Source organism: Legionella steelei, from assembly GCF_001468005.1.
Taxonomy (GTDB): Bacteria; Pseudomonadota; Gammaproteobacteria; order Legionellales; family Legionellaceae; genus Legionella; species Legionella steelei.
On the sequence record NZ_LNYY01000016.1, the window covers coordinates 68,224 to 91,801 of the forward strand.

Below are 23,578 nucleotides of genomic sequence, written 5' to 3' on the forward strand. Positions count from 1 at the left end.
TTAGCGCACCGAAACGCGGTATACACTAAGTATGTGAGTATCGGAGCGCTAAAATCGCGTCATTTTGGCCAAGATACAAGATAGTAGAACTTATTGTCCCTGTAACATTTTTGCTATATTTGCAGCAACTAAATAAGCTGTGGCCATAGGAGTACCATCCATCGCAACAGGATCAACGGAAGCATCCGCCACAATAAGATTTTGCACCCCATATACATGGCCTGTACTGTCTACAACCCCTCCTTGATTTAAGGGTGCCATACGACAATGGCTTTGAAAAACCATGTTACTCCCCACTTCTTGCCTTATAAAATCAATTAACTGCGGAACATCATCAAGCAACCCTGGATCGGGAAAAATCATCTGATAAGTCGGATCAATACTTTGTAATTGAGCATTGATATTCTTAATATAATTTTGCATCGTACTGATATAAAGCGCGAGATCAGATTGCGCTTGAAACTCGCCTAAGTTCACAGCAGGTTCTACAAAAGGATCTCTGCTTTTAATCACGATAGAACCACGACTCGCTGGTTGTACCAGATCCAAGAAGACCACGGTAATGCCAGGAATTGGATTTATTGAGGCAAATCGCACCGCACGTACTCCAGGATTGGCTCCACTAGGATCTGGTAACCATGCAATTTGTGCAAATAAACCATTTGGTACATTCACCTGAGAACCAATGTATTTAATAAGTTCTTGGCCAATGGGCGTATTGGCTAAAGCAGAAATAATATTGCCTGCAATCTGCAGCAAATACGATGAAGGAGTATCATTAGGATTCGACGTATAAATCAGTATCACATGTGGTTGATCAGCCAACCCCTGACCTACGTTCGGGTTATCATAAACCACAGGAATGTTGAGCGATTGCAATAATGAGGCCGGACCAACCCCAGAGCGCATAAGAATTGAACTACTCTTAATTCCCGCACTGACTATGATTCCTTTTGTTGCATAAAGACTCTTTGCTGCATTAAGCCCCCTCTTCATACCATCCTGATAATATCTAACGCCAACGGCAGTATTTCCACTCCAAATCACATTATCTGCAGTAGCATTAAATAGTACATGTAATGGACGCCCATTTACTCCATTTCCTTGTTGGTCCATCACTTCACTATTCAGAAAAACAATGGAGCTGCTTGCACGTAACGCCCCATTTGCACCCATTTGCGTATATTGCACCTGTGTCGAAGCACCGATAGGGGTATTGGGATCATTATAATCCAGAACAAGCCCCACTCCCGTAGCATTCATAATGGCTTGTGAGAATTTAATTGAAACTTGGGAGGGACTAGTCTCTTGCCGAACCGGAAGAGGTCCACTAAAGCCTCGAGCAGCAGGATTAGTCGTTTGACCGGTATAATTTTCTAATTCAACATAGGCATCCTGAATATTGGCCACCGACCAGTTTGGCCCTGCTAATGTTTCCCATTGCGAATAAACTTGATTCGTACCACGACACCAAGCACCCGCATTGATCGATGATGCTCCACCCAACGGTATTGCATAAACCCAATTTAACATCCGATTATCAGCAAATTGTTGTGAAATTGTGTCAGAAAGTGCATAAAGTGGCGGTCCAATTAATCCTGATGCCACCGTAATAACGGCATTTTTTGAAAGATTAATCAGCGGATCTTGATTCAGATTGGGCCCATTCTGTAGTGCCACGACAGAAGTGTGCATGTCATCACTTAATTTTTTCGCTAAAACAGCACCCGCAGTACCTGCACCAATAATAATATAATCAGGCGCTTTAATCTGAATTGTTGCTGACGATCGGTGACTCACGTAAAACATACAAAATCCATTACTTAACGGAGTGCACCCTGAACCGATTGAGTAATAAGGAGAATTAATCTTAATTCCAGCATAGGGATAGATATGCATAGGCACAGTTAATAAACTTAAATTAACCGCAGAAACAGTATACTCTTGGCAACTTGTAGGCACTTTCCCTTTGACGTTGAGGCATAAGGTCACATCAACATCAACGGGCGATCCATAACTGGAAATGGTAAAAAAACGACCAGGGCTAGGGTCTGCCGAAACAACATGATGGATGCAAAAAAGAAAAACAACATGCCATATCCTCTTTATCATGAGTCTTTTCATCATGTAAAATACCTTTTTAAGTCAATGACTTATATAGTTATCGCACACACCAGGGCATTAGCATAGGTATCACCGGTATTTAAGCTATCGAGGTATTGATCATTAACCCTATTTAAATGACCTTGGCCTAAATAAAAGAAACGATAACCACATTCCAATGGCATGGGCCCAATTATATTGTTTAAGCGAATTCCAGCCCCAGCTGTGACAGAAAAACTCGTTGTGGAGGTTCCTTTAAATGCATGATCAGGGATAACAAAGTCTTCTAATGGGGTTTCATGATAGTCAGAAGTCCACATAAAATTAGGGCCAATCCCCGCATCTATTGTGAAGTTGTACCTGGGGTTATTTGTGAATATCAGTGCTTTGGCTGCGGCATAAACAGGCACGTTTTGAATGCTGTATTTATAAGATAAGTTAGTAAACAAGTCCTCTTGAATAATATCGCCGCGTACTGTGGTTTTCCCTAAATAAAAAGCATCAACTCCATAAGACAGCTGAAACCAATTGTAAGAGGGACCATTAAAATATAAACCAACACCGACAAGTCCACTAATTTGCGAGTTGTTGTCTACGGTATAGTCGTTACCTATCAGGCCATCAATATCAACGTGCTGTTCTTTACCTTGAGATGCCCCAAAAAAGCCCCCTTGAATAGGGATAGACCAGAGCTTAGAAGGACCTACATTACCCATAGTACCAGCGGAACAAACAAGGGGTAATACAAGACTAGTACAAAATAATTTATTAAGTAAGCGCATCATTATCCTTAACTATTTAATCCATAACCTCATACAACATGAATACGCTATTATAAATTGAAATGGACGTCAATTAGTCCCAACCATAGCTTAATAAAAATCGCTCAATAATTAGGAAAATTAGGAGCTAGCTGATGGCTATTTATATGAAAATTAAAATGAATGTTTGCCCCATTGATATCATTTAAATAAGGGGAGTATAGTAGTAGCGCAACTTTAACATCATGATTTTAAACAAGGAAAAAACATGCCAAGGTTTTTTGGTGATTCTACACCAACATCAACAGTTCATCATAATGTACAAGTTTCTAATAGTATTGTTCAGATACTTACTACAACTGTGGAGTCCTATGCCCCTTCAATTGTTATACCTGGTACCGTGGCGCAAACACTAGGATCAATTTATGCTATTTCCCATAATGACTCCCATATTTCAGAAAAACTTCTACATTTACTCCAAGGACTTATTGCATTAGCCCGATTTGGATTAGCAATTGCTTTAATGTTTGAGAAGCAAGAGTGTGATACTTCTTCTCAGGCAAATATATGCATTGCTTCGTTTTTGCTGCTGTTGATCTACTCAGGTGTTGTTTCAGTAGGATTAGCATCCAGTGCTTTGTCAAAAGACATCAAGCCCTCACAAGAATCTCATGAAAATACAGAACATCAAAGTCTAATTCAGAACGTGTAGAACCTAGAAACACAGTGGAAGTGTTGCAAATACTGCCAAACCACACAACAACCTGGCTGCTTGCAGGCAGGTTTATCTTCATTTACATTGTATGACGCAAAAAAATTAATCATGATTATTGTTTATGAAAACAGTTTGTGTCTATCTTGGTGCACGTTTTGGAAGTAATCAATTATTCGAACAAGCAACGATAAAGCTCGCACATGACATTGTTGCTATGGGACTAAGCCTGGTTTATGGCGGCTCGAGTCTAGGCATGATGGGACTTTTAGCGAGCACAGTAAAAGGATTAGGTGGTAAAGCAATAGGAGTTACCACGATTCATCTTTTAGATAAAGAAAAACCATTAGGCATCTTAGACGAACTGCATGTGGTTGACTCAATGCAGGAACGAAAAAAAATGCTACAACAATTGGCTGATGTATTTATCGTCATGCCCGGAGGATTAGGAACTCTGGAGGAGGCAATTGAAACATGGAATGCACTAAAAATAGGGGAACTCGATAAAAAAATGGGGTTCCTAAATATCGATAATTATTTTGATAAGTTATTTAATTTTATGAATCATTGTGTCGTTGAAGGATTTATGAATGCGCAACAATCAGCAATTCCAATAGTACATAGTGACCCCACTTTATTGCTCAGCAAGTTAATGCATGCAATTGGAGAAATTGGCACTTAAATCAAGCATAGCCTAGCTGCTGCAGCCAGGCTACCTTTGTTCGGTTAATTGAGCTGCTTTTACAGGAAGTTAATGTGAAAAGAATTATTATTGTAGGTTTCACTTATCTCATTTTAGCTACAACGACTGATCCAGTCTGGGCAAAAGAGAGAGCTATATCAAGCCAAACTACATTAAAATGTGATCCTTATATCAACTATGCGTGCTTAGATAGTTATTTAGGTGAACAGATTATTAAGCGTTTTTTTCGTTATTACCAGTTGGAAATGGGGCATGCTGCCGCACCTTCTGACCTGCAGGCTCCCTCTGCGCATAGAAGAGGTTGGCCTGCCACCCCACAGTCTACGCCCCCCATGCCCTTTACTGAATGGCCTTATGGCGCCACCACGTCATTAGGGGTGAGCCTACCTAACTCTGTTGATAGCCCACTGATGGTCGGCATTGCCAATACCGCTACTGGAAAATGGTTACAAAAGAGTCATATTCAAGTATATGGTTGGGTAAATGGCGGCGGCAATATCAGTTCAAACACAGTCAAACCAGGCGGCAACGCACCTATGGCTTATTTGTATACGCCAAATACCGCTCAATTGGATCAAGTAGTGCTTTATATGGAACGCGTTCCCGATACAGTGCAAACAAACCATAGCGATTGGGGGTTTAGACTATCAGGGATTTATGGGGAAAACTACCGCTATACCACTGCCTATGGGATTGCCAGTTATCAGCTTTTAAATCATAACTCAGTGTATGGTTATGACTTTCCCATGGTTTATGGTGAAGTATACATCCCTAATGTAGCACAAGGATTACTTGTGCGAGTGGGACGTTATATTTCAATTCCTGATATTGAGGCACAACTTGCACCCAATAATTACATGTACTCACACTCGATGACTTATACTTTCGATAACTATACCAATGAAGGTGTAGTAGCAAGTTTAGCAGTTGCTAAAAATGTCATTTTCCAATTAGGTCTAGTAGGTGGCACAGATACCGCGATTTGGAATATAGGGAAAAAAGTAAATAATCCTGCTCCCAATCCTTTATACCCCAATGCAACATTTCCCAAAGATCCAGGCGCAAGACTATCCGCCGTTGCTTGCGCGCGTTTTACCTGGAATGATGGTAAAGATACCTTTTATCCTTGCATGGACGGTATCAATAATGGGGTTTGGGGTTACAATAATCTGCAGTGGTATGGATTCACTTATTACCATAAATTCAACGACCGCTGGCATATTGCCTATGAAATTTATACACTCCATCAAAAAAATGTGGCGAATATCAATAATCCGATTGCAGCAGCTGCTATTGCGGCTGGAGGAACGCCTTTTTCGCCACAATATATTCCGTTTAACGCACCGAATGCAGCACAATGCAATAGCACATCGACACTTGCTTGTACTGCTTCAGTATTCGCTACGTTAGCCTACATCAATTATCAATTCTCACCTCTTGATAATATTTCTTTTAGACCTGAATTTTATGACGATAAGCAGGGACAACGCACAGGTGTCAAAACTCGCTATCTGAACTTCGGTCTTGGTTGGCAGCATTGGCTCTCACCACAAATCGAGTTGCGTCCAGAAGTTGACTACGATTATGCGCTGGATAGAAATGCATTTAATGGCAATGCCAATGCAGGAATTTCACCAAATAAACGCTATACAGTATTAGGAGCAATGGACATTATTGCACATTTTTGAACCCAAATAGATTGGGTCTTAGACCCAACATGAAATCTACATTCGTCACAGGGTTCAAAATAACCCAGTCTTGTCTCTCTTTTATGCAATATAGATGTATGAGTAAATACTCTACCAACAACATAACGCTTTTAAAGAAACAATTTTTAATTTAAATTTAGCAATTGAAACGATGAGGTACTACACTAAAATACCTAAGGTTTTCAAGAATAGATTTGTGTGCTTTTTTATAATTTTATTTAGGCTCGCTATTTCAACGTTTAAAAAAATCTGAAAGGAGAACAATATGGGAAGCTACGGATGTGCCCAAGAACACTGCCATTGTCCATGTCATGATATGCATGAAGAACACCACCATCATGAACACGGCCATTGTCATCATGGCGAACATGCTGATGGCGATGATATGAAGGCAAACTATTTTTTAGAACTTGCTGATGAAGCATGGGAAGAAGTATTAAAAGAGAAAATTAAAGCGCACGTTATGAAAACCCAAGGTGATCGTCTGGATAAACTGGCTCAAATAGTTGCCGAAGGAAACAATCACCGTTGGAAAAATATAATGGATAAAAAACAAGGTTATACTGATTTCATGGAAGAGATTTGCAAGTTTTTTCACGAATCAAAGAAATAGTAAACATGCGACCTTATTTATGAGTAACCGGATCGGTAAAAATCATACCGATCCGAGACGCTCATCAAAATCACGTCTATGCCTCATTCAAAAGATTCTTCACTTCGCTCAGGATGATGTACTCCATGTATGCAATTACTGCTAACCTTTTTTTTAGTATTGAATACTTTTAAGCCAGGCTTTTGCTTCTGCACTGACTTTATCGTCTTTAAAAACGATTTCGTAAATGTCTTTTTGGCGAGATGTCTCTTCACCATACATATCAACCAGTACCTCATTCCAAAGAGTTAACACGCTTGCAGCAGAGGTTTTTCCTACCTGTTGCAAAATGCCATAAATTCGTTCTCTCCAATAAGCATCCATCGCTTTATCCATCCATGCTACAATTTCTGGAGTCAAACCTACCTCATCGAGCCCCTTCCCCTCTCCAAAACCCTTTTCAAATTTTTTGGTTCTTAAATGGGCGTATTTTTTACCATATACCCCATTCACCCAATCCATAATTTTCTTCCCTAAATCAACACCAACTTTTGAGCTAGGATCGAACTGCAAATTATTGCTTACTTCTGTCACCAACTGATGCCAATTCTTTTCAAAAGTAGCTTGTTGTTCCGGTGTCGCATTGGCTTTCATTTCTTTTTCAAACTCAACGTACTGCTTTAATTCATCGGGTGTGAATATTTCTTTGACCCAGTCATGTTCAAGATGCGCTGTCATTCTATATACCTCTATAAGTTGAATGATGGTTTCCCATGCAATGGATTGATTGTTGTCAACAGAGTCAATGATGCGTCGCAACGTTTTAGCCCCCTCAAGCAGAGCGGCTGCTTTTTGTTCTAACACTTGGGCTTGGCTGCTAAAATGTTTCAGCGCACTATGTTCATCAGTAAGCAAGGTTTTGATTTGTGACAACTCAAAACCAAAGAACTTCAAAGCAATAATCTGTTGTAGTTTCAATAAATCCTTCTCGGAGTAAACACGATACCCATTAGAACGTCGTAATGAAGGTATAAGTAAACCGATGCGGTCATAATGATGTAGCGTTTGCACCGAAACACCGGTTAATTTGCTTAGATCTTTTACGAACCATTGAGTCATAATGTTCCCTCCTTAAATACAAAGGTAAGGTATATAGCAACAATAGGGTCAAGCATTTTTTTTCAACTTTTTAAGCCCATTGAACCTCGCTCAAAACTCGCTGCAGAGAGACAGATACCAGGAAGAACGGAGCGCAGAACTGGAGTGTACAAGTGAGTACCTGAGAATTCGAGCACCGTAGCGACGACGCAGTTATCCTCTGCAGTAGAGTGATGAGAGCGGTCATTATTTTTCCAACTCATTAATCAAATAATGTAGTTTAATGAGTACCTCATTTTTTGCTCTAAAACTCGCAAAAGTAGTTTTTTCTTTGCTGTCAGCGATATGGTTCACAAAGGTAACCAAGCGACCATTCTTTTCAATCCAACCCACAAACCATCCATGTTGCAAAGGAAGTTGATGGCTTTTGTCTCTCGTTAATTGTCGACCAGTTCCAGTTTTTCCATACAGTTTCCAACCACCAGCTAATTCTTGAATATAAAGAATGTCTTTAGTCATGCTCAAAGACTTTTTGCTCACAGGTAGTTTGTTGTAGACTATTTTTTGTAGAAACTTGATTTGCTCTGCCGGCGAAATAGCAAGCGAGCTTGAAAGCCAGGCATGGGTTAATCCGTTATTCTTGCCTTTATCGCCTGATACATCTTGATTGCCGTAGTGAAAGGCTTTGACATAATTCTTAAATCGATTCATCCCTAATTGCTGTGTCAACACTTGCGAATACCAAACACAGGAATCCCTTATCCAAGTACGTGGATTATGAGGATCTTTCCACACATTGAGATAGAGTTCGTATTCTTTTTTATAAGGCCATTCAGGATGAAGCGCATCTTTTAATATCCCCGAATCAAAACCCATAAGACTTAAGGCAATTTTAAAGGTCGATGCCGGCGAATAACGCTGATTACACTCGTTGCCCTCGTGTTTTAGCACTGTTTGATTTTCATATGCTAAAAAGCAGGTGCCTTGAGCCCAAATAGTAGTACACAATAACAATCCCATACCTATTAATAAAATATTTTTTTTCATTACGACCTCAAAATCATTTCAAATGACCAGTAAAAATCCCTTCTCTCCAGGGGGAGAAGGAGCCCTCAGGGCGGATGAGGGTATTGAGTACAACTACAAAAACCTCATACCTACCTCACTCCCGCAAGTGGAGAGGGAATTTTAGTGATTATCGCTTTGTACCATCCAAGCTATTTACCGCAACCTTACGGAATACAGGCGCTGCCAGTTCTCCCCCTGAAGTTAATGTCTTGCCATTTTTACTTAAATGCCCGTCTTCAATTACGACTAACATGACATAACGGGGTTTATCAGCAGGTGCATACCCTGCAAACAACGCAAGTTGGTTATCCCTGTTTTCGATAACAGTTCCTGTCTTACCCGCCACAGCAACACCAGGAATCACTGCGGGTTTTCCAGTACCATTGATAACCGCATTCTTAAGCATATGATTTATCGAGTTTGTCGTTGTTTCGGAAATAATTGGTGAGTCCCCGCGAGTAAAAGGACGTCCTTTGTTGGCAAGAATGGCGTAGGATTTTGTTAACGATTCAATAGTGACAGGGATATTTTCACCCAGTGACGCCATTGCAAGTTGTAACTCATCGCTTTGATTCGCTTGCCACCAAGTGTTCATGTCAAAACCAAATTCAGCAAGTTTTTTACGGATTACTGGTGCCCCAGCCTCTTGCGACACCTTGATAAGACATACATTAATCGACTTTGCCATCGCCTCTGTTAAAGAAGCAGAGCCCACATTAGGATTGTAGTTGGTAAATGTTTTACCCTCTAGGGAATAAGGTGCGTGACAATCATAATTCTTAGTTACAGAACTTGTACCGGCATCAATAGCTGCGGCAGCAATAAAAGGTTTTATGGTAGACCCAGGTGAAAAAACACGCGAGGTCCAACTGTTGTCCTTCGTACCAGACTCAGCAAATGCAATGATATTACCTGTGTTGGGATCAGCAATGGCAATAACCCCTGATTTTGCGTGATAGCGCTTGACCGCGGCGGTAATTTCTTGCTCTGCAATGTGTTGCATTTTAGGATCCAAATGCGTTGTATCCACTCTTTTTGTCTTAGGACTGGTTAAGGACCCTACTGCTGAATAGGCCACACACATAGGTGCTAAAATAGAAAACCCAACAAATGCAATCCCTAGCAGCAAAGGCTTAGATGCATTAAATGGATAAGTTGATAACATGGAAATTCTCCTTATGATAAAAGTACAGTCTTCATTTTCATTGTTCAAAGCCATACCCACCGTGCATGCTAATTCTCGATTAGATGACAGAGAACTCTGAGATACCGTCTGGATCACTTGAAACAGACAGTGGCCATAGTCATGTGCTGAAATATTTGGGTGGCCAACCAATACTTCATCACATGAAAATTCTTGTAATTCACTTAAAACGCTGCTCCAGCGTGTAACACCTGGATTCCCAAAGAAGATAATGCGCAAAGATTCAATAAAATAGGCCCACAAACAATCGCCATTACGATGGTGTTGTCCCTCATGAGCAATCGCAATCCGCACATTTTTAGCAGAAGAAAATAAGGATACGGGCAAAACGATATACGCTTTATTCAATAAAAATACTGAGAATGGAATATCGCAGCGGTGAGACACTTTAATAACTAGTTTTCCAGCACGTCGATAAGGAATTGCTTCAGCTAACAGCGCTCGCAACCCCCGCAAACCCGATAATACGTGATAAGCACGAAATAAAGTGATGAGACAAAACAGCAGATAAAAGAGCTGGCAATAACTCACATTATCCAGTGTCAATGAAGGTGCTGATGCCTGTGCACGCTGCGTGGTTTTTTCCTTTAAGATAGGTTGATTAATATATTCTTGCAGTACATCAAATGATACATAGTTATGATGCTCAGGTTTTTGATTAAAACTCACACAATGAACAATTAATGGAGAAACCACACAGCTGATTAATAAAAAGCGAGCAAGTTTCAGTTTAAAAGACGGTTGCTTGGTAAGCCAGCGCCCTCCGATAAACCATGAGCTTATCAAGAGCAAACAATGGATGCTCAATAAAATTTCTATGAATAACATTATTCCACCCCCACTTTTTTGGTGTCAGAGGCTAATTGTTTCAGCGCTTGCTCTATTGCTTGCAGCTCATCGTGTTGTAATTTTTTAGCCATCAAAAGTCTTTGGACAAGGGCTACAGGCTCACCATCAAAAACATTGGCAACAATGTGATCAAGGCAGGTATTTTCATAGTCAGACTTTGTCACTATAGGCACAAAAACATGGGCATAAGAGCTTTTCTGGCATTCAAGAAATCCTTTTTGCTCAAGCACTTTTACCACCGTTGCGACAGTGGTGTACGCTAAAGGCCGTTCTTGAGACAGATGCGCAACAACCTCTTTAATCGTTACTTTATTAAGGCTCCAAATAATATTCATTAATTCAAGCTCTACTTCTGTAAGCAGACGATCATGGGCTGACGATACTTTTTTTATGGACATTTTCCTCTCCAGAAACCAAATAGAGCATGCTCTACTATTTTTTTAGTAGATCCTACTATGAAAATAGTAGGATTGAAAGCATTCTGAAAAAAGTCTTCTGAGGGCTGTTTTTTTTATCTGTAAAAACTATGATATAAACCGCTCTTTTCGGTGAACGGTTTATATCAGTGGGTGACATTCTATTTATCTGATTTTTAAGAAGCTTACATAAGTATCTTCAGCAACATGGTGTTCGGTTTCCTTTTCTAACGCTTGATTACCCGAATATTGAGCAATTTTTAGCAGAGTTTCCTTTTGTGTTTCCTCGACGGTCTTACCACGCTTCGTTGCAAAATCCTGTTTCTGCTCAGAAGACATTCCGCTGGAAAAAAGACCTTGCCGATAACCTTGGCACAATACTTTGGTATTTCTACGAATGGTCATAAAATCCTGAGCCCCTGGGTTTTTTAGGAAGCTAAGGTCGTCAGAAGGATAAGGTTTTCCACCTAAATTTTCTGCTAATGTAACCGCATTAACAGGGTCAGAAACTAATGAATCAAAATTAAATGCATCTAATTTTCCACCATATGCCAAACACTGAGCACCACTATACAATGTCTTAATGAATGATAGTTGTGGTAAAAGTATATCTAAACTCGACTGCTCTAGAATTTTAGCTTCTTGCATCAGTTTCAGTAGTTGCAGTAAGGATTTGTCTGTTAATTTCGCTTTACAAACAGCGATAATATTCTGTTCCTTATGTAAATTATTTTTTTGTAAAAATTCAATCACCTCAGCGGTGTAAGCTGCACATTGTGGCCGTTTCAGCATCGCTGCGCGTTGAGATGCATCGACACACCCAGCATTAGTATATTGAATCCAAAATTGAGCCAGTCCTAAAGCGTGTTCTGGACTTAAACACACATATACTTTGGTCGCATCATTATAACATTGAGCTTTTTGCAAGGTCACAAGAGCTGCCGCAAGTCGGTGAGAAAACTTAGGTATTGCAATTGCAATTTTAAGAAATGCTACATCTAGCCCCTCTTTTAAGTCCTCTTTCTGCAGTATTTTTACGGCATCTAATAATTCCGTACTTTCATGCGAGTGAGTCAAAATAGCTGGTAAAATTAAGGCTAAAAGCTCTGGTTTTAATTTCAAACGCATTAATTCCGCGGTCACTCTTCTCACGGCCCAACCATTAGTTTTCCCGCTAAGAAGATCCTCTAAATAGAGCTGTAGATCCCAGCCTGCTTTTTCAAAATTCTTAACGATGTCTTCAAGCCAATAATGTTGCCCCAAAGTATAAGTCTCATTTACTCGCAATAATATATCGAGAGACTTCTGATCAAGCGGCAGAATTTTTAACACCGTATGGAAATCAAAGTGATGCTGTTTCATTTTTAAAATGTTTATCAGGTTAGGGAGGGTAAGTAACGATGGATTTTTTGCTGCCAATGTTTCTAGTATTTGGCTAATAATTATAATATGTTCCTCAGTCCCTTTTAATAAAGGCATTACCTCATCACTATGTACATCGTGCTTATTTAAAAGAGATAAAGTATGAATGAAAAAATAGGCATTTTCTGAGTGCGACATTAATTCCAATTCTTTAAAAACGGCAATTAATTCCTGTGGATTTTTCAGTTTCTCTGCTATAGAAAATACCTTCTGCCTCTCGGAGGCTATCGTTGTTTTTGAGATAGATACGATGAGCGGTGCTAAATCCGTCGCCTCCTGGGGGTGTTTTTCCAGAAATACTACATTATCTTTGGTTAGCTGTTTTGAAGCGTTTAAGGTATCAAGTGCTGTATATCCCCCTAGTTTGCTAACCAGTTTTTCGAATGCTTTACCACTTTCACTCGTGTCAGTGCGGGTGTTTTTGCCAATTAAAATCTGCGCTAATCTCAGTAACGAGGCGGGAGATAAATCATCACCCTTTAAATCCTCATAAAAACTGCGCAATTCTTTAATATGAGGCTCTGCTTTAAGAAGCGCTCGTCCATAACCTTTATTAGTATCATATTCTTCGAGGACGGCTTTTATAGTAATTCTTTTCATCTACTACTCCTATAGTATATCTAGCTCCTGCTACAAATAATTACTTCGGGTTTCCGATGCTTCCACCGTCAGTAAATATTACTTTTAGCAACATGAAAATTTTGTGAATTGTTTTATTTGCCGTTCAACATTACCAATAATTTGGATAAACGTCACATGGTTCGCTTGGATCTTTTTTCTCTGACCCACTTACCCCATATATTCTCTAAAAAACCCAGCGAGTCGATTGGGCCTATTGGCATAAAACGATTTAAAGAACTGCTGATCGACACAGTGAATGATACGATAATAAACAAGTGCCGAATAAATGGGCCATAACTTTTTGGCCAGCATAAATCCTTCCAGCAGCGATTTATTAGCCGTCAAGTCCAGCCAGTGTTCAAGACACGTGTCTTGCAATTGATGATAGGTTTGATCACCTTCTTTCACACCATGATGGATAATGGCTTGGCGAAGAAACGTATGTAAGGAAAAAAAGGGATGGGTGATCACCACCTCTCCCAAATCAATGAATGTCAATTTTTGGGTATGTGACTGGATCAAAATATTGTTCGTGTGAAAATCAGATTGAACAATGGTTTCTGGAAGCTGGTATTGAGATAACGATTCGATTTCTTCTGCAATTTGCGGACTTAAATCGCGTAATGTTTGCAGCTCTTTGTTGGTTATCCCTTCTGTTTTTAAAAACTCTCCCTGGCTAATCATTTGCTCATACAATTGGGGTAATTTATCTAAGCGCCAATCAAGGACTCCCAGTGCCAATAAAGATTCTATATCGCTCTCTACGGAGCGTTGCATCGCGGTGAACTGCCGAATGGCTTGGCATAATAAGTCCGGCTGCCATGCTGTTTTTAGATATTCGCGCAGCGACTGTCCAGCATCACTCATCAGAAAACAATGCAACTCATCGTTACTTGCGATCACCATCGGCACGCTGGCATGAAATTGCTCCGCCAATAGTTGCATAATATTTGCCTCTTGGGCTATAGATGGCGCCGGTTGCTTTAAATAAACACTACCTGTTGAGGTTGAAAATCGGATCACATTCGACCAAGGTGTTTCGAGCATGATTTCCGCTGCATGCACTAATAAATACCCTTTAGACCGTAGGCAATGAGTTGCCCACTCAAGAATATGTGTATGATTTTTCATTTTTTAACTCAAATATCAATTGAATCAATCAGTAGGTTGGCCTGGAATCGCTAATTTGTTCTTCTCCAGACTCAACGTGTTGTACTGGATTTTTTAGAGAATCTAAATGAGCTTGAAACGATTGATCCGCCTGGCTTAGAAACTCAGATTTTTCGATTTTAGGCCCACCTTGCAGCGCATGGGATTTATGTGTTTGCCACGACGTATCAAATTGTTGCTTTTCACCTGTTCTTGGCGACAAACAGTCTGAGTAACTTTGGGCAAGCTTATTTACATTAGAGTCTTCATTTTTGAGGTTTTCCCCGGGACGATTAACCCAAGTGACTTGAAAAACCATAGGTGGACCTGGTGAGTAATGTGTCTGTACATTATCATCATCAACATTTAATCCAAGGCCTTTCATAAGGCTGAGCATAGCATCCTTTCCAGCCTCTTCACCTTTCACAGGATGATCCACGTTCTTTAAGCTTGCAAAAATGTCTTTTATTCCAGCATGAAAACCATTATCTACTTCTATGGCTCTTTGTTTGAGCTGTTCTTCTATATATTTCTTTTTCTTTAAAAGATCTAATGGATTCGGGAATTGTGCATTTGCCTCATCCAATATTTTTTTTGCTGCCTCTTCTCCCTTTTTGCCATTAAAAAGATAAGCCATTTGATTCGCATAATCATCATCTTGAAATTTATATCCTTGAACTTCACCATTTTGTAGCGAGGTTTCTTGCAGTAATTTCTTTTTGGGTTTCGGCATTATAATTTACTCGTGGTTATAACATACCCTACATTATAGCTTATTTGGATTCGTGGATAATCCATTGTTTTTAACAAATTTATCATGTCCAAGGTGTTATAGTTCTTTGATCAAAAGCCTTTTAGGCAGTGTTTTATAAGAATACTCAATGTAAATGTTTTGATACATCGGAATATTTTGTTTATAATTAGAACAAATATTAACTTGGTTGCTAATTATGAAATCACCTTTAGAGCTGCTTAAAAACGCCCCCCCAACACGTGAAGAAAACAAATCGAATGCACCCGATGAAGCCCCGGTTAGTAGTAAACCCCTGTTTTCTACACCACCACCTTCTACTGACTTTTTTTCGCATCCAGACATGGGCGATTTAGCACGAGTTGGTAAAACCAAAGCATTGGGATATTTACCCTTACATTTAATTCGTAGTTCTGGGTTTAATGAGCTACTACCAGTGATTCGAGCATTGAAAGCAAATGGGCTAAAAGTTTTTATTATTCCTAATGCTGCTGATGAAGACATATATGCTTATAATCCCAGCAAAAAAAAATACGTGCATCTTGGTGATAATAAAGAATACAAAGTAGTTCCCAAGGGTAGCTTTGTAAGTATTCGTTCCGGAGCCCTGGTTGCGTATGATGAAGAAGCGGTAAATACTTTTTTAAAAGACAATGTAGATCTTATCAATGAAGAAAATCGTGGTGAATCCAATTCTGAAAACCAATGGCCACTTGTAGCAGCAGATTTTGTTAATATGTTGTTCAGAAAACAGGCCGAATCAAAAAAAATGGATGATTTTGTGCATCAGGTTTATGTAGAAATGCCAGCTCAGCCCAAAATGAGTCCTGCTGAAGATAGTCCCCCTTCACCATAAACCCTCTTCCCCAGGGAATGAGGGAGCAAATACCGTAGGTCGGGCTAAGACCCGACCTACGCTGTTGTGGCTGCTGGCAGCCAAGATTGATGGCAAATCACACCAACAGCACCTACTCTTAGAAACGATATTGCATGCCAAGTGCGATGCTGTAGTTTTTATTGGATATACCCGCTGAGTCATCCTCATAACCGTGTTTACCGGTATCATTATCGATTATTTCCGTATCAGCACGCCCATTAGAATAATGGTTGTAGGACGCCTCAACAAAAACTTTCGCTTGAGGGGTTACAAAGTAGCCCGAATTAAGGGTTGCCGCATAATATGTGAAATTATTTCCACGCTCATAGAATGTTAAATTGCGGTCGTAATGCTCATCATGATCTCGCGCTGCAACCCAATTGCTATATTTTAAAAGCGCATTGAACTCAAAATTATTGATGAAATATTTTCCGGCCAACCCTACATAAGGCGTACTAAATTTTTGTTGGTAACCAATTCCTGGTTGGTCACTAGCAAAACACCCCGTATAGGCTCCATTGTTATATTGGTAACAACCACCCTTTGCACGCCAGCTAAAAGAACTCCATTGGTAACCAGCAGCCAAACCTAGTTTGTAATCTTGTTGTTGCATCAACCATGCTCTTAAGCCCAGATCCAATTCATTGGCATAATTAAGATGCGTGTTTTCATGATGTGACCAGTCAGTCCAACTTTCTTGATAGGGATTAAACCAGTCATAATCATCCATAACCGACTTACTTTTGGCTAAAGTTGTCCAGCCTCTACCATTGACACTGAACCAAGCGAGAAAATCATAATTGAATTCAGCGTTAATTATGGCGGCATTTTTTATGCGCCAATCCAGCTGACTTAACTTGCTCTCTGTTCCTGAATAATAAACGTATTCGTGGGCCTTACCAGAGAGGATCCCTAAAGAAGCACTTAGTGACAAACCATCCTCACGATACTCGGCAGCATAAGTATTAAGAGAATAAGTAATAGATAAGGAAGTTAGTGCCAACATAACTATTTTATTTTTCATTTTTTTTCCTAGTTAGGGCCGGCAATCCCTGCAGCAACTTTTTTCAACAAATCGGTCGAATTATTGTGATTCACAATGGCGATGTCAAGAACAACGTAGGTTAATATTGATCACTAGGGGTGAGAATAAAACAACCTCGTATTGCTAAATGGGGGGATAAAAGCAAGGTAGGCTGGGCCAGTGTATAGCCCAGCATGGAACAATACTACTTCCAAAACATTCCTTCGCAAGTACGAAATGATGCGGGGCTTAACAACAGCCCAGCCTATGCCAGTTGAGATAACTTTTTCGAGCACACATACGTTTACGTAATGAACTCGTTGTTCAAGTATGACGACCCAACCCAGTATCTACTAATTCAAGTGTTCTTTTGCATAGATTCTCATCGCTTCAACTAAAAATATCACTAAGTCTGGATGGAACTTATCGTAGAAGTTTTTAAAATCTGGATGTTCAAGATACATTTGACTGAGTCCAATATAACTTTCCCTGGTAGGTGTCCAGAAGTGTTTTACCCAACTATAATGTCTTTGGATTAGGTCCTGAACGTTCTTGGCCTCTGGCTTGTCGTGATGAAGAATACAGCGAACTAAACCACGATTAATATCCTCCCCTTCTTGAGAGTGCTCATCCCAGTTATCTTTTTTCCAATGCCGAATATTTTTCCAACTTTCATTAATTTCTTGTTGGGTTATGTTACCGGTTTCAATTAAGTACTTTTCGTATTCCTGCTGCTTTATAGAATCAAATCCTTCATACATTTCGATGTCGCTCATTGTTAAATTTCCTCTAATATGTGACATGGTTTTATCGATTGTCTGAATAAGAGCTTTCGTTCTTTCAAGACTTTCTAAGAGGATAGATTTATGGGTTGTTAATGTTTCGATTTTATCAAACCCATCACTACCAATAATCCTCTGTATGTCATTTAGAGGAAATCCAAGTTCACGAAAAAATAAAATTTGCTGCAACATCAAAAGTTGCTCTTCTTCATAATAACGATACTGATTATCCCCATAATAAGCAGGTTTTAATAAACCAATTTCATCGTAAAAACGGAGAGTTCGCGAGCTCACCCCGGAAATTTTAGCTAATTTCTTTACTGTGTACGGCATCTCATATTCCTCTAAATCAACAATTCACACGATAAGGGATTACGTAACGGAAAGGTCAAGAATTAAATTTTTTTAAACTCTTACCTGCTTACTTAATAATGAGTTAATTTTAATCAATTAAAATACATATAAAGCACTATGTTTTGCTTTGTATACTATGAAATTAATTGAAGTCAATAACGCATTACGTGATTTAAATCGCTGCATTGAAGAAAATGTAGCTAAGTTAAGTCTGCCTAAAAAAAGCGAGCAAACATCTCTTGTCGGAAGCAATGATCTTCAAGAAGAGTCTAGTCAGCGACAAAAAAAAGATTCAATAACAGTTCTCCAAAGAATTTGGCGTAAAAGAAAAGTAAAGCAATCAGTTGTAAAAAGCCCTTATTTTACCTACCTCTCCCTAATAGATCAGGATAATGAACATCGCTTACTGTCAGAAATTATGTTTGGCAGGCATGTTGCAGAATTGAATCCAACCTCTAAACATCGAATACAGAATCCCTATATTCATAGAGGCGCTTTTTATCATCGAGATGATAATCTTTCAGGTCGTTTACTTGATCAACTGTTAGACGAATTTAAGATAAATCTAAACGAAAAGAACAAATATACCTTCGTGCCTATTACTTTGTTGAAAAATACGCCCATTTTGGAGATATATAAGAATTTTTTTCCATATGAACATCCTTGGATTATCGAAGATAACAATCATTCAGTCGGTTTTCTCGTCCTCCCAAAATCTGGCTATCATCACATTATTCGTGTACTCAGGGCAGCAGGGCTAATTGCATCGCCTTGGGAGATAGCAGTTAACCTTCAAAAAAAGAAAGACAAACTTACTATCCCCCAAGAAATAACCCTGGATGATAAGTTACCTAAAACATCTGAAGAATTAATCGCAAGCAGCATTTACAAAAAATTATCATTCATCGCGCATGATCCTCACCATCCAACGCAAAAGTTGGCAGTATGTCTACAAAAAATTTTAAAAAATCTACCTAAAAATATAAAACCTGAAGCGATACAACGCATCGCCTGTATGGTAGACATGGCAAATACGTTTTACGAATACGATTATCCTAAGTTTGCCTTTTCCGTATACGCAACGATTCATGAGATTAGTCTTTCCCTGCTAGAGCAGAAGGGAACAGAAGATTTGGAACAAGGTTTCAATGATTTTCTTAGTGAATCGCAGCACACGTTAGATAATGCTTTATCAATAGATAGCGCTGCAATGGACAAAGTCACGTTTATGGCATGCCCCGCAATGTCTGGCACTAATGCGTATATGCAAGCAATGAAGCTAGCATTGACAATGAAAACGTCATCAGGAAATCCGCCATTAGTCAAAGTATTTAAACCGAGCTATTTTGAATTTGATTATGTCACTCGAACAACAAGTGATTCGGATGCGGATATTTTTGTGTTATCAGCTGGTCCTATAGTAAATCCAGAGGGTCTAACACCTGGAATTGATATTAATAAGTTTGTAAAACGAAATATTATCGCCGCCAAAAGAAAAGAACCTGCCACTTTGATTGTTGATGCCACTACAGCTCTGTATAAAAATATGCATTTAGAGCCGGAGGTGCAAAAATTAGTCAATGAAGGAAAGTTATCCATCATTATTCATGAAAGCCACCAAAAATTTGGGATGATGCATACGGATCAAGCTCAGTATGGGCGAATGATGGCTATTTGTTCAAAAGATCAATTTGGTAGCAATGCAATCAGTGAGATGCAGAAACGTTCTCAGGAAGACTATGCACAGCATTTAGATCTTCGCGTTGGAGCTTATATCAGTTCAATTTGTGGCGATACCTTAGAAGAGATTAAAGAACAACATTTTAGTAATGGTGCTTTATTAAGAAATATTTTAACCCAAACCTCGCTTGCTTCTAAAAAGGTTGTAAAGCATAAGGACATGTTATCCAATCTAAATGAACTTTATTTTGTTACCTCAACACAAGCAGAGCTAAGAGACGCTTCAAAAGGCGTTATCGATACCAGAGATAGTTTTGGACATTTTGGTACGGCATTAGCCCGAGTTGTTGATCAAATAAGACTTAGTCCTGATGCATCCGATGCTTTGGATTGTCTCATTCAAGCAGCACAAATATATCTGGCGCATCACTTTGAACCTCAAGATGCTCTCAACTTGCTGATTACCCACGCTCAAAATGCCAAAAATCTTTCAATCTCTGAACAGGTTATCGTAACCGCACTGGCCAATAATGTCTTAATTACTTTACCTAATATAAGCGAATCAGATACCTTAGCCTTATTGTTTACATTACATAATTTAATGAAACAATGTGATGCATTAAAAGGAAGGCAATATAGTAATAACATTGCAAAGTCTTATTTTGAGTCTCGTCAAAAAATCATTGATACCTATCAAGTTAAAGCACCAAACGAGTTTTTTAACGTCGTCCAACTCTTAATGGATAAAAGTATCCCATTAACCTCGAAACATTTGCATCTGCTATCAGATAACGAATTGATTAGAAAAACAATAATCCAACATCATACTCAATTATCAAACAAAGCTCTGACATCGATATTAGACTTGGGGGGAGAAACACTCACAACCGAACAAATACAGTTAATGGTTAATAATAAAAAATTTTGCACCAGCGTAGAAAAAATCAACACCACAGTAAAAGATATCTTATCTAATTTAAAAAATGATGCAAAAAAACATCAGAGTGCGGTAGAACATGCAAAATTATATTTCCCTGCATGCTTCCAAGCCTTGGAGGCTTTTCATAAGAGCCCATCAAAAGATGCAAGTCAGGAAAAAACTCTAATTGACAGTCTAACTTTAGCAAAGGATACGTACTGTCGAGATGTTTTAGGTAAAGATAGAAGTCCCGCATCGAAAGTTACTCGCTATCTATTGAAAGGAGTTGTTAATTTTATTGCAGGGATTACATTTGGTGCTGCTCATTATATTCACTACAAGACAGTAGGACATGCAACATTTTACGCAAATCCAAACAGTCAGGATCAATTAGAAAAATTGCATTATAAAATGTCAAAAAAAATAAAGAATGATGACTCAGAAAACAAAAAAACAAATGCAATGAAACTAAAATAACTCTGGGGACTGGTTGAGGACGGATAAATCGGTAAGCTAAACATGCATTAAAGCGGGTGAATCATCGTACTTAGGCTTAATTAATTCTTCGAGCTTTCTCATTTCCGTATCAATCGCCGTAGAAATACCTTCGTGTGTTTGCACCGCATCACTTAAAACCGACTTAATTGCTGCTTCATAAGCAATAGCCCGCTGCACAATTTGTTCCGGTTGAGAGTCTTCTGGCTTGAACTCGCCAATATTTAATTCCAAATGATTTTTTGCAACTTCCAAGCAGGTCAGTCCAGCCTTAGAGGCTTCAAGAATAGTTTCAATGCATCGCAATGCTTCTGGGTTTTCAGTAAGGGGATGACTCGCCAATATGCTTTTTATTTTAAGCTGATGAGATTTGATGACACCGATTGTGACATTGAGTTTCTCCATGGCTTCTTCATAACAACTGTCGGAATGCTCTTTGGAGTTTAAGAGTATGGAGGATAATTCACGGACATTGGCGCTATCTGGAGTATATTTTAGCGCATTAATTAATGCACTTAAGCCACCAAAAGCAGCAGCAACGGGTCCTGTCACAACGGCAGAAGGAGGAGCAATGATTCCAACAGTACTTGCATCCTTAGACATAAAACTAGTGAAGGTACTGGCTTTGCCTTTCGTTTTATCGTCGTGCTCAAGGCGCTGACCTCTACTCATGAAACTTGCAATTGTCATTTCATCTAATACACGTTGCGCGAATTCAAACGCCTCCGAAAGTGCGCGATTATTTGGCATTTCGCTAATTTTTCGCTGCAAACTCGCTCTCATCTCAATAAGTATGTTTTTATACGCTTCAACTTCTTTAATGTCTTTTTGTGGATCTAACATCCCCATGAGGATGGCTACCTTTGCCATACTCACTGCTTGGGTGGCCTGAGGCGCTGGATTATTAAAATTTGCTAATTCTTTATTAAATTCAACCATCACTTGCCCTATCTTATCAGGATGGTTTAAATGGTCGTTATAAAATTTGAGGGCGTCTGCTCTTTTTAGTGGCCCATCTGGATTTTCAGGCAGTGAAGAAATACCTGCTACTTCAGGTAATTGACTTAAATCCTCTCCCTCAGCCAGAGATGGGGCCAACCCCTCGTAAACATGCTGCAGCGATTTTTGATAACATTGATTCAATGCTTGGTTCAGAGCACCAGATATTTCTGGGCTTTTTAGAATCGCATCGACTTCTTTTGCCAATGAACTATTTGGATCACAGGTATTAAGAAATTCAAGAATCCTATGAAATTTGAGATCAGTAGTTGCATGAGGATCCGGATTCTCCTCATTTCGCCTCATTTCCCCTATAAAATGTGCATATTTTACGGCACTATCTGCCAGAACAGAAAAAGGATCCATCCTCGCAAAAATTTTACTTTTTGCTAAATCACCATATTTTTGTTTTTCAACATGACTATAGACGGCAGGCTCTTGGCCAATATAATCCCTCATTTCTTCGTTAACCTGCTCTATTTCTGCATCAGTAAACAAATTTCCATTCCCATTTTCTTGTATTATTTCACTTTTTATTCGTTGTGCTTCCAATTGCAGCTTCATGGGGTCACAAATGGCTAAAAACTCCGGCTTCCATAAATAGGCATGCCTTAGATTATTTGGAAAATTAGCGGCCTCCAATAACCTTTGTGTTTCGGGAGTAATTTTATGAGCAGACAGATATCTTTGTTTCAACTCACTCAATATCGAAGGTCGTACTACTTCGATTAGCGCACTGATTAAATAGAAAGAACTTGCTGATTGTTTCGTGCTTGAACTTTCAAGGGAGCGGATACATGCCTGGTTAAATAATTCAACTAATTCTGCTCTTTTGTCAGGAGGTAAATCGCGTAATGCCTCTCCTGTTTGTTTCAGACCAATCACCCCTGGAGGGCGTCTGGAAAAAGACATATCGCCTAATACCACTTTGTGCAGCGTTTCCGCCTGCGACGGTCCAAGTCCTTGTAACATAGAATGAAAGTTAAAAAGTAAATTTTGTGTTGTGGCCTGTTGTTTTTGATTGAGATTTTTGTAGAAAGTAGATTGATCTACTTTAGGAAGCCCTAACGATTGCCCTAAATCATCCCTCAAATGTTGATTCCAAAATTTCATCGCAGAAGGAACCATGCCTAGCGCTTTTCCAGCTATTCCTGTAGCCTCTAGAGCAACATTGCCGCCAACTGCCAATAATTCAAGCATATGAGAGGCGCCAACAGTAGCCCCTGCTGACATTTTAAATCCATATAGAAAGCCATACTCTAAGTTTAGTCAAAAATAGCCAATAAGATT

18 protein-coding genes are annotated in these 23,578 nt (G+C 39.3%); 6 read left to right on the forward strand and 12 right to left on the reverse strand.

Features of this window, described 5'->3' with window-relative positions:
* Positions 1-90: 90 nt before the first annotated feature.
* Positions 91-2,127 carry a GMC family oxidoreductase gene (locus tag Lste_RS03465; protein WP_058509697.1) on the reverse strand — a complete coding sequence of 679 codons (2,037 nt, stop codon included), beginning with the start codon at positions 2,125-2,127 and terminating at the stop codon, positions 91-93.
* A gap of 26 nt (positions 2,128-2,153) precedes the next feature.
* Entirely contained in the window at positions 2,154-2,888 is a 735-nt protein-coding gene (locus Lste_RS03470) for a hypothetical protein (RefSeq protein ID WP_058509698.1), read from the reverse strand.
* Positions 2,889-3,132: 244 nt separating this feature from the next.
* Between Lste_RS03470 and Lste_RS03475 the strand changes: the two genes are divergently transcribed.
* The 4 genes from Lste_RS03475 (at position 3,133) to Lste_RS03490 (ending at position 6,601) form a co-directional block, all read left to right on the forward strand.
* Positions 3,133-3,576: a hypothetical protein gene (locus tag Lste_RS03475; RefSeq protein WP_058509699.1), complete on the forward strand. Its 444-nt coding sequence runs from the start codon at positions 3,133-3,135 to the stop codon at positions 3,574-3,576.
* Between the two features lie 124 nt (positions 3,577-3,700).
* Positions 3,701-4,258, forward strand: coding sequence for an LOG family protein (locus tag Lste_RS03480; RefSeq protein ID WP_058509700.1), 558 nt, complete (start codon positions 3,701-3,703; stop codon positions 4,256-4,258).
* A gap of 74 nt (positions 4,259-4,332) precedes the next feature.
* The gene (locus tag Lste_RS03485) at positions 4,333-5,967 is read left to right on the forward strand and encodes an outer membrane beta-barrel protein (protein WP_058509701.1); all 1,635 of its coding nucleotides are present in this window, start codon (positions 4,333-4,335) and stop codon (positions 5,965-5,967) included.
* 286 nt (positions 5,968-6,253) lie between these two features.
* On the forward strand, positions 6,254-6,601 hold the full coding sequence (locus Lste_RS03490) for a hypothetical protein (RefSeq protein WP_058509702.1): 348 nt from the start codon (positions 6,254-6,256) through the stop codon (positions 6,599-6,601).
* 153 nt (positions 6,602-6,754) lie between these two features.
* Here the strand turns inward: Lste_RS03490 and Lste_RS03495 are convergent, their stop codons facing one another.
* The 7 genes from Lste_RS03495 to Lste_RS03525 all read right to left on the reverse strand — a co-directional run bounded on the left by Lste_RS03495 (position 6,755) and on the right by Lste_RS03525 (position 15,140).
* The gene (locus tag Lste_RS03495; protein WP_058509703.1) at positions 6,755-7,699 is read right to left on the reverse strand and encodes a MerR family transcriptional regulator; all 945 of its coding nucleotides are present in this window, start codon (positions 7,697-7,699) and stop codon (positions 6,755-6,757) included.
* A gap of 225 nt (positions 7,700-7,924) precedes the next feature.
* Positions 7,925-8,725, reverse strand: a complete 801-nt coding sequence (gene blaOXA / locus Lste_RS03500) for a class D beta-lactamase (RefSeq protein WP_058509704.1) — start codon at positions 8,723-8,725, stop codon at positions 7,925-7,927.
* A 148-nt stretch (positions 8,726-8,873) separates the two neighbouring features.
* On the reverse strand, positions 8,874-10,778 hold the full coding sequence (locus tag Lste_RS03505; RefSeq protein ID WP_058509705.1) for a M56 family metallopeptidase: 1,905 nt from the start codon (positions 10,776-10,778) through the stop codon (positions 8,874-8,876).
* Positions 10,778-11,197, reverse strand: a complete 420-nt coding sequence (locus Lste_RS03510) for a BlaI/MecI/CopY family transcriptional regulator (RefSeq protein WP_058509706.1) — start codon at positions 11,195-11,197, stop codon at positions 10,778-10,780. Before Lste_RS03510 ends, Lste_RS03505 begins: the two co-directional genes overlap by 1 nt.
* A 183-nt stretch (positions 11,198-11,380) precedes the next feature.
* Complete coding sequence (locus Lste_RS03515) at positions 11,381-13,237, reverse strand: hypothetical protein (protein ID WP_058509707.1); 1,857 nt, start codon at positions 13,235-13,237, stop codon at positions 11,381-11,383.
* 189 nt (positions 13,238-13,426) lie between these two features.
* Positions 13,427-14,389 (reverse strand): aminoglycoside phosphotransferase family protein, encoded by a 963-nt coding sequence (locus Lste_RS03520; protein WP_058509708.1) that lies wholly within the window; start codon positions 14,387-14,389, stop codon positions 13,427-13,429.
* 28 nt (positions 14,390-14,417) lie between these two features.
* On the reverse strand, positions 14,418-15,140 hold the full coding sequence (locus Lste_RS03525) for a hypothetical protein (protein WP_058509709.1): 723 nt from the start codon (positions 15,138-15,140) through the stop codon (positions 14,418-14,420).
* 217 nt (positions 15,141-15,357) lie between these two features.
* Here Lste_RS03525 and Lste_RS03530 point away from each other — a divergent pair, with 217 nt between their 5' ends.
* Complete coding sequence (locus Lste_RS03530; RefSeq protein WP_058509710.1) at positions 15,358-16,014, forward strand: hypothetical protein; 657 nt, start codon at positions 15,358-15,360, stop codon at positions 16,012-16,014.
* Between the two features lie 118 nt (positions 16,015-16,132).
* Here Lste_RS03530 and Lste_RS03535 read toward each other — a convergent pair whose 3' ends face one another.
* Both Lste_RS03535 and Lste_RS03540 read right to left on the reverse strand, forming a co-directional pair.
* Positions 16,133-17,059, reverse strand: a complete 927-nt coding sequence (locus Lste_RS03535; RefSeq protein WP_058509711.1) for an omptin family outer membrane protease — start codon at positions 17,057-17,059, stop codon at positions 16,133-16,135.
* Between the two features lie 353 nt (positions 17,060-17,412).
* Entirely contained in the window at positions 17,413-18,174 is a 762-nt protein-coding gene (locus tag Lste_RS03540; protein WP_058509712.1) for a MerR family transcriptional regulator, read from the reverse strand.
* Positions 18,175-18,331: 157 nt separating this feature from the next.
* Here Lste_RS03540 and Lste_RS03545 point away from each other — a divergent pair, with 157 nt between their 5' ends.
* Positions 18,332-21,271, forward strand: coding sequence for a hypothetical protein (locus Lste_RS03545; RefSeq protein WP_058509713.1), 2,940 nt, complete (start codon positions 18,332-18,334; stop codon positions 21,269-21,271).
* Positions 21,272-21,307: 36 nt separating this feature from the next.
* Here Lste_RS03545 and Lste_RS03550 read toward each other — a convergent pair whose 3' ends face one another.
* Complete coding sequence (locus Lste_RS03550; protein ID WP_058509714.1) at positions 21,308-23,521, reverse strand: hypothetical protein; 2,214 nt, start codon at positions 23,519-23,521, stop codon at positions 21,308-21,310.
* Between the last annotated feature and the right edge of the window lie 57 nt (positions 23,522-23,578).

Bases quoted from the DNA above. Each gene is read 5' to 3' on its own strand.
- Lste_RS03465 (WP_058509697.1), bottom strand. From the start codon at position 2,127: ATGATGAAAAGACTCATGATAAAGAGGATATGGCATGTTGTTTTTCTT.
- Lste_RS03470 (WP_058509698.1), bottom strand. From the start codon at position 2,888: ATGATGCGCTTACTTAATAAATTATTTTGTACTAGTCTTGTATTACCC.
- Lste_RS03475 (WP_058509699.1), top strand. From the start codon at position 3,133: ATGCCAAGGTTTTTTGGTGATTCTACACCAACATCAACAGTTCATCAT.
- Lste_RS03480 (WP_058509700.1), top strand. From the start codon at position 3,701: ATGAAAACAGTTTGTGTCTATCTTGGTGCACGTTTTGGAAGTAATCAA.
- Lste_RS03490 (WP_058509702.1), top strand. From the start codon at position 6,254: ATGGGAAGCTACGGATGTGCCCAAGAACACTGCCATTGTCCATGTCAT.
- Lste_RS03495 (WP_058509703.1), bottom strand. From the start codon at position 7,699: ATGACTCAATGGTTCGTAAAAGATCTAAGCAAATTAACCGGTGTTTCG.
- blaOXA (WP_058509704.1), bottom strand. From the start codon at position 8,725: ATGAAAAAAAATATTTTATTAATAGGTATGGGATTGTTATTGTGTACT.
- Lste_RS03505 (WP_058509705.1), bottom strand. From the start codon at position 10,778: ATGTTATTCATAGAAATTTTATTGAGCATCCATTGTTTGCTCTTGATA.
- Lste_RS03510 (WP_058509706.1), bottom strand. From the start codon at position 11,197: ATGTCCATAAAAAAAGTATCGTCAGCCCATGATCGTCTGCTTACAGAA.
- Lste_RS03515 (WP_058509707.1), bottom strand. From the start codon at position 13,237: ATGAAAAGAATTACTATAAAAGCCGTCCTCGAAGAATATGATACTAAT.
- Lste_RS03520 (WP_058509708.1), bottom strand. From the start codon at position 14,389: ATGAAAAATCATACACATATTCTTGAGTGGGCAACTCATTGCCTACGG.
- Lste_RS03525 (WP_058509709.1), bottom strand. From the start codon at position 15,140: ATGCCGAAACCCAAAAAGAAATTACTGCAAGAAACCTCGCTACAAAAT.
- Lste_RS03530 (WP_058509710.1), top strand. From the start codon at position 15,358: ATGAAATCACCTTTAGAGCTGCTTAAAAACGCCCCCCCAACACGTGAA.
- Lste_RS03535 (WP_058509711.1), bottom strand. From the start codon at position 17,059: ATGAAAAATAAAATAGTTATGTTGGCACTAACTTCCTTATCTATTACT.
- Lste_RS03540 (WP_058509712.1), bottom strand. From the start codon at position 18,174: ATGCCGTACACAGTAAAGAAATTAGCTAAAATTTCCGGGGTGAGCTCG.
- Lste_RS03545 (WP_058509713.1), top strand. From the start codon at position 18,332: ATGAAATTAATTGAAGTCAATAACGCATTACGTGATTTAAATCGCTGC.
- Lste_RS03550 (WP_058509714.1), bottom strand. From the start codon at position 23,521: ATGTCAGCAGGGGCTACTGTTGGCGCCTCTCATATGCTTGAATTATTG.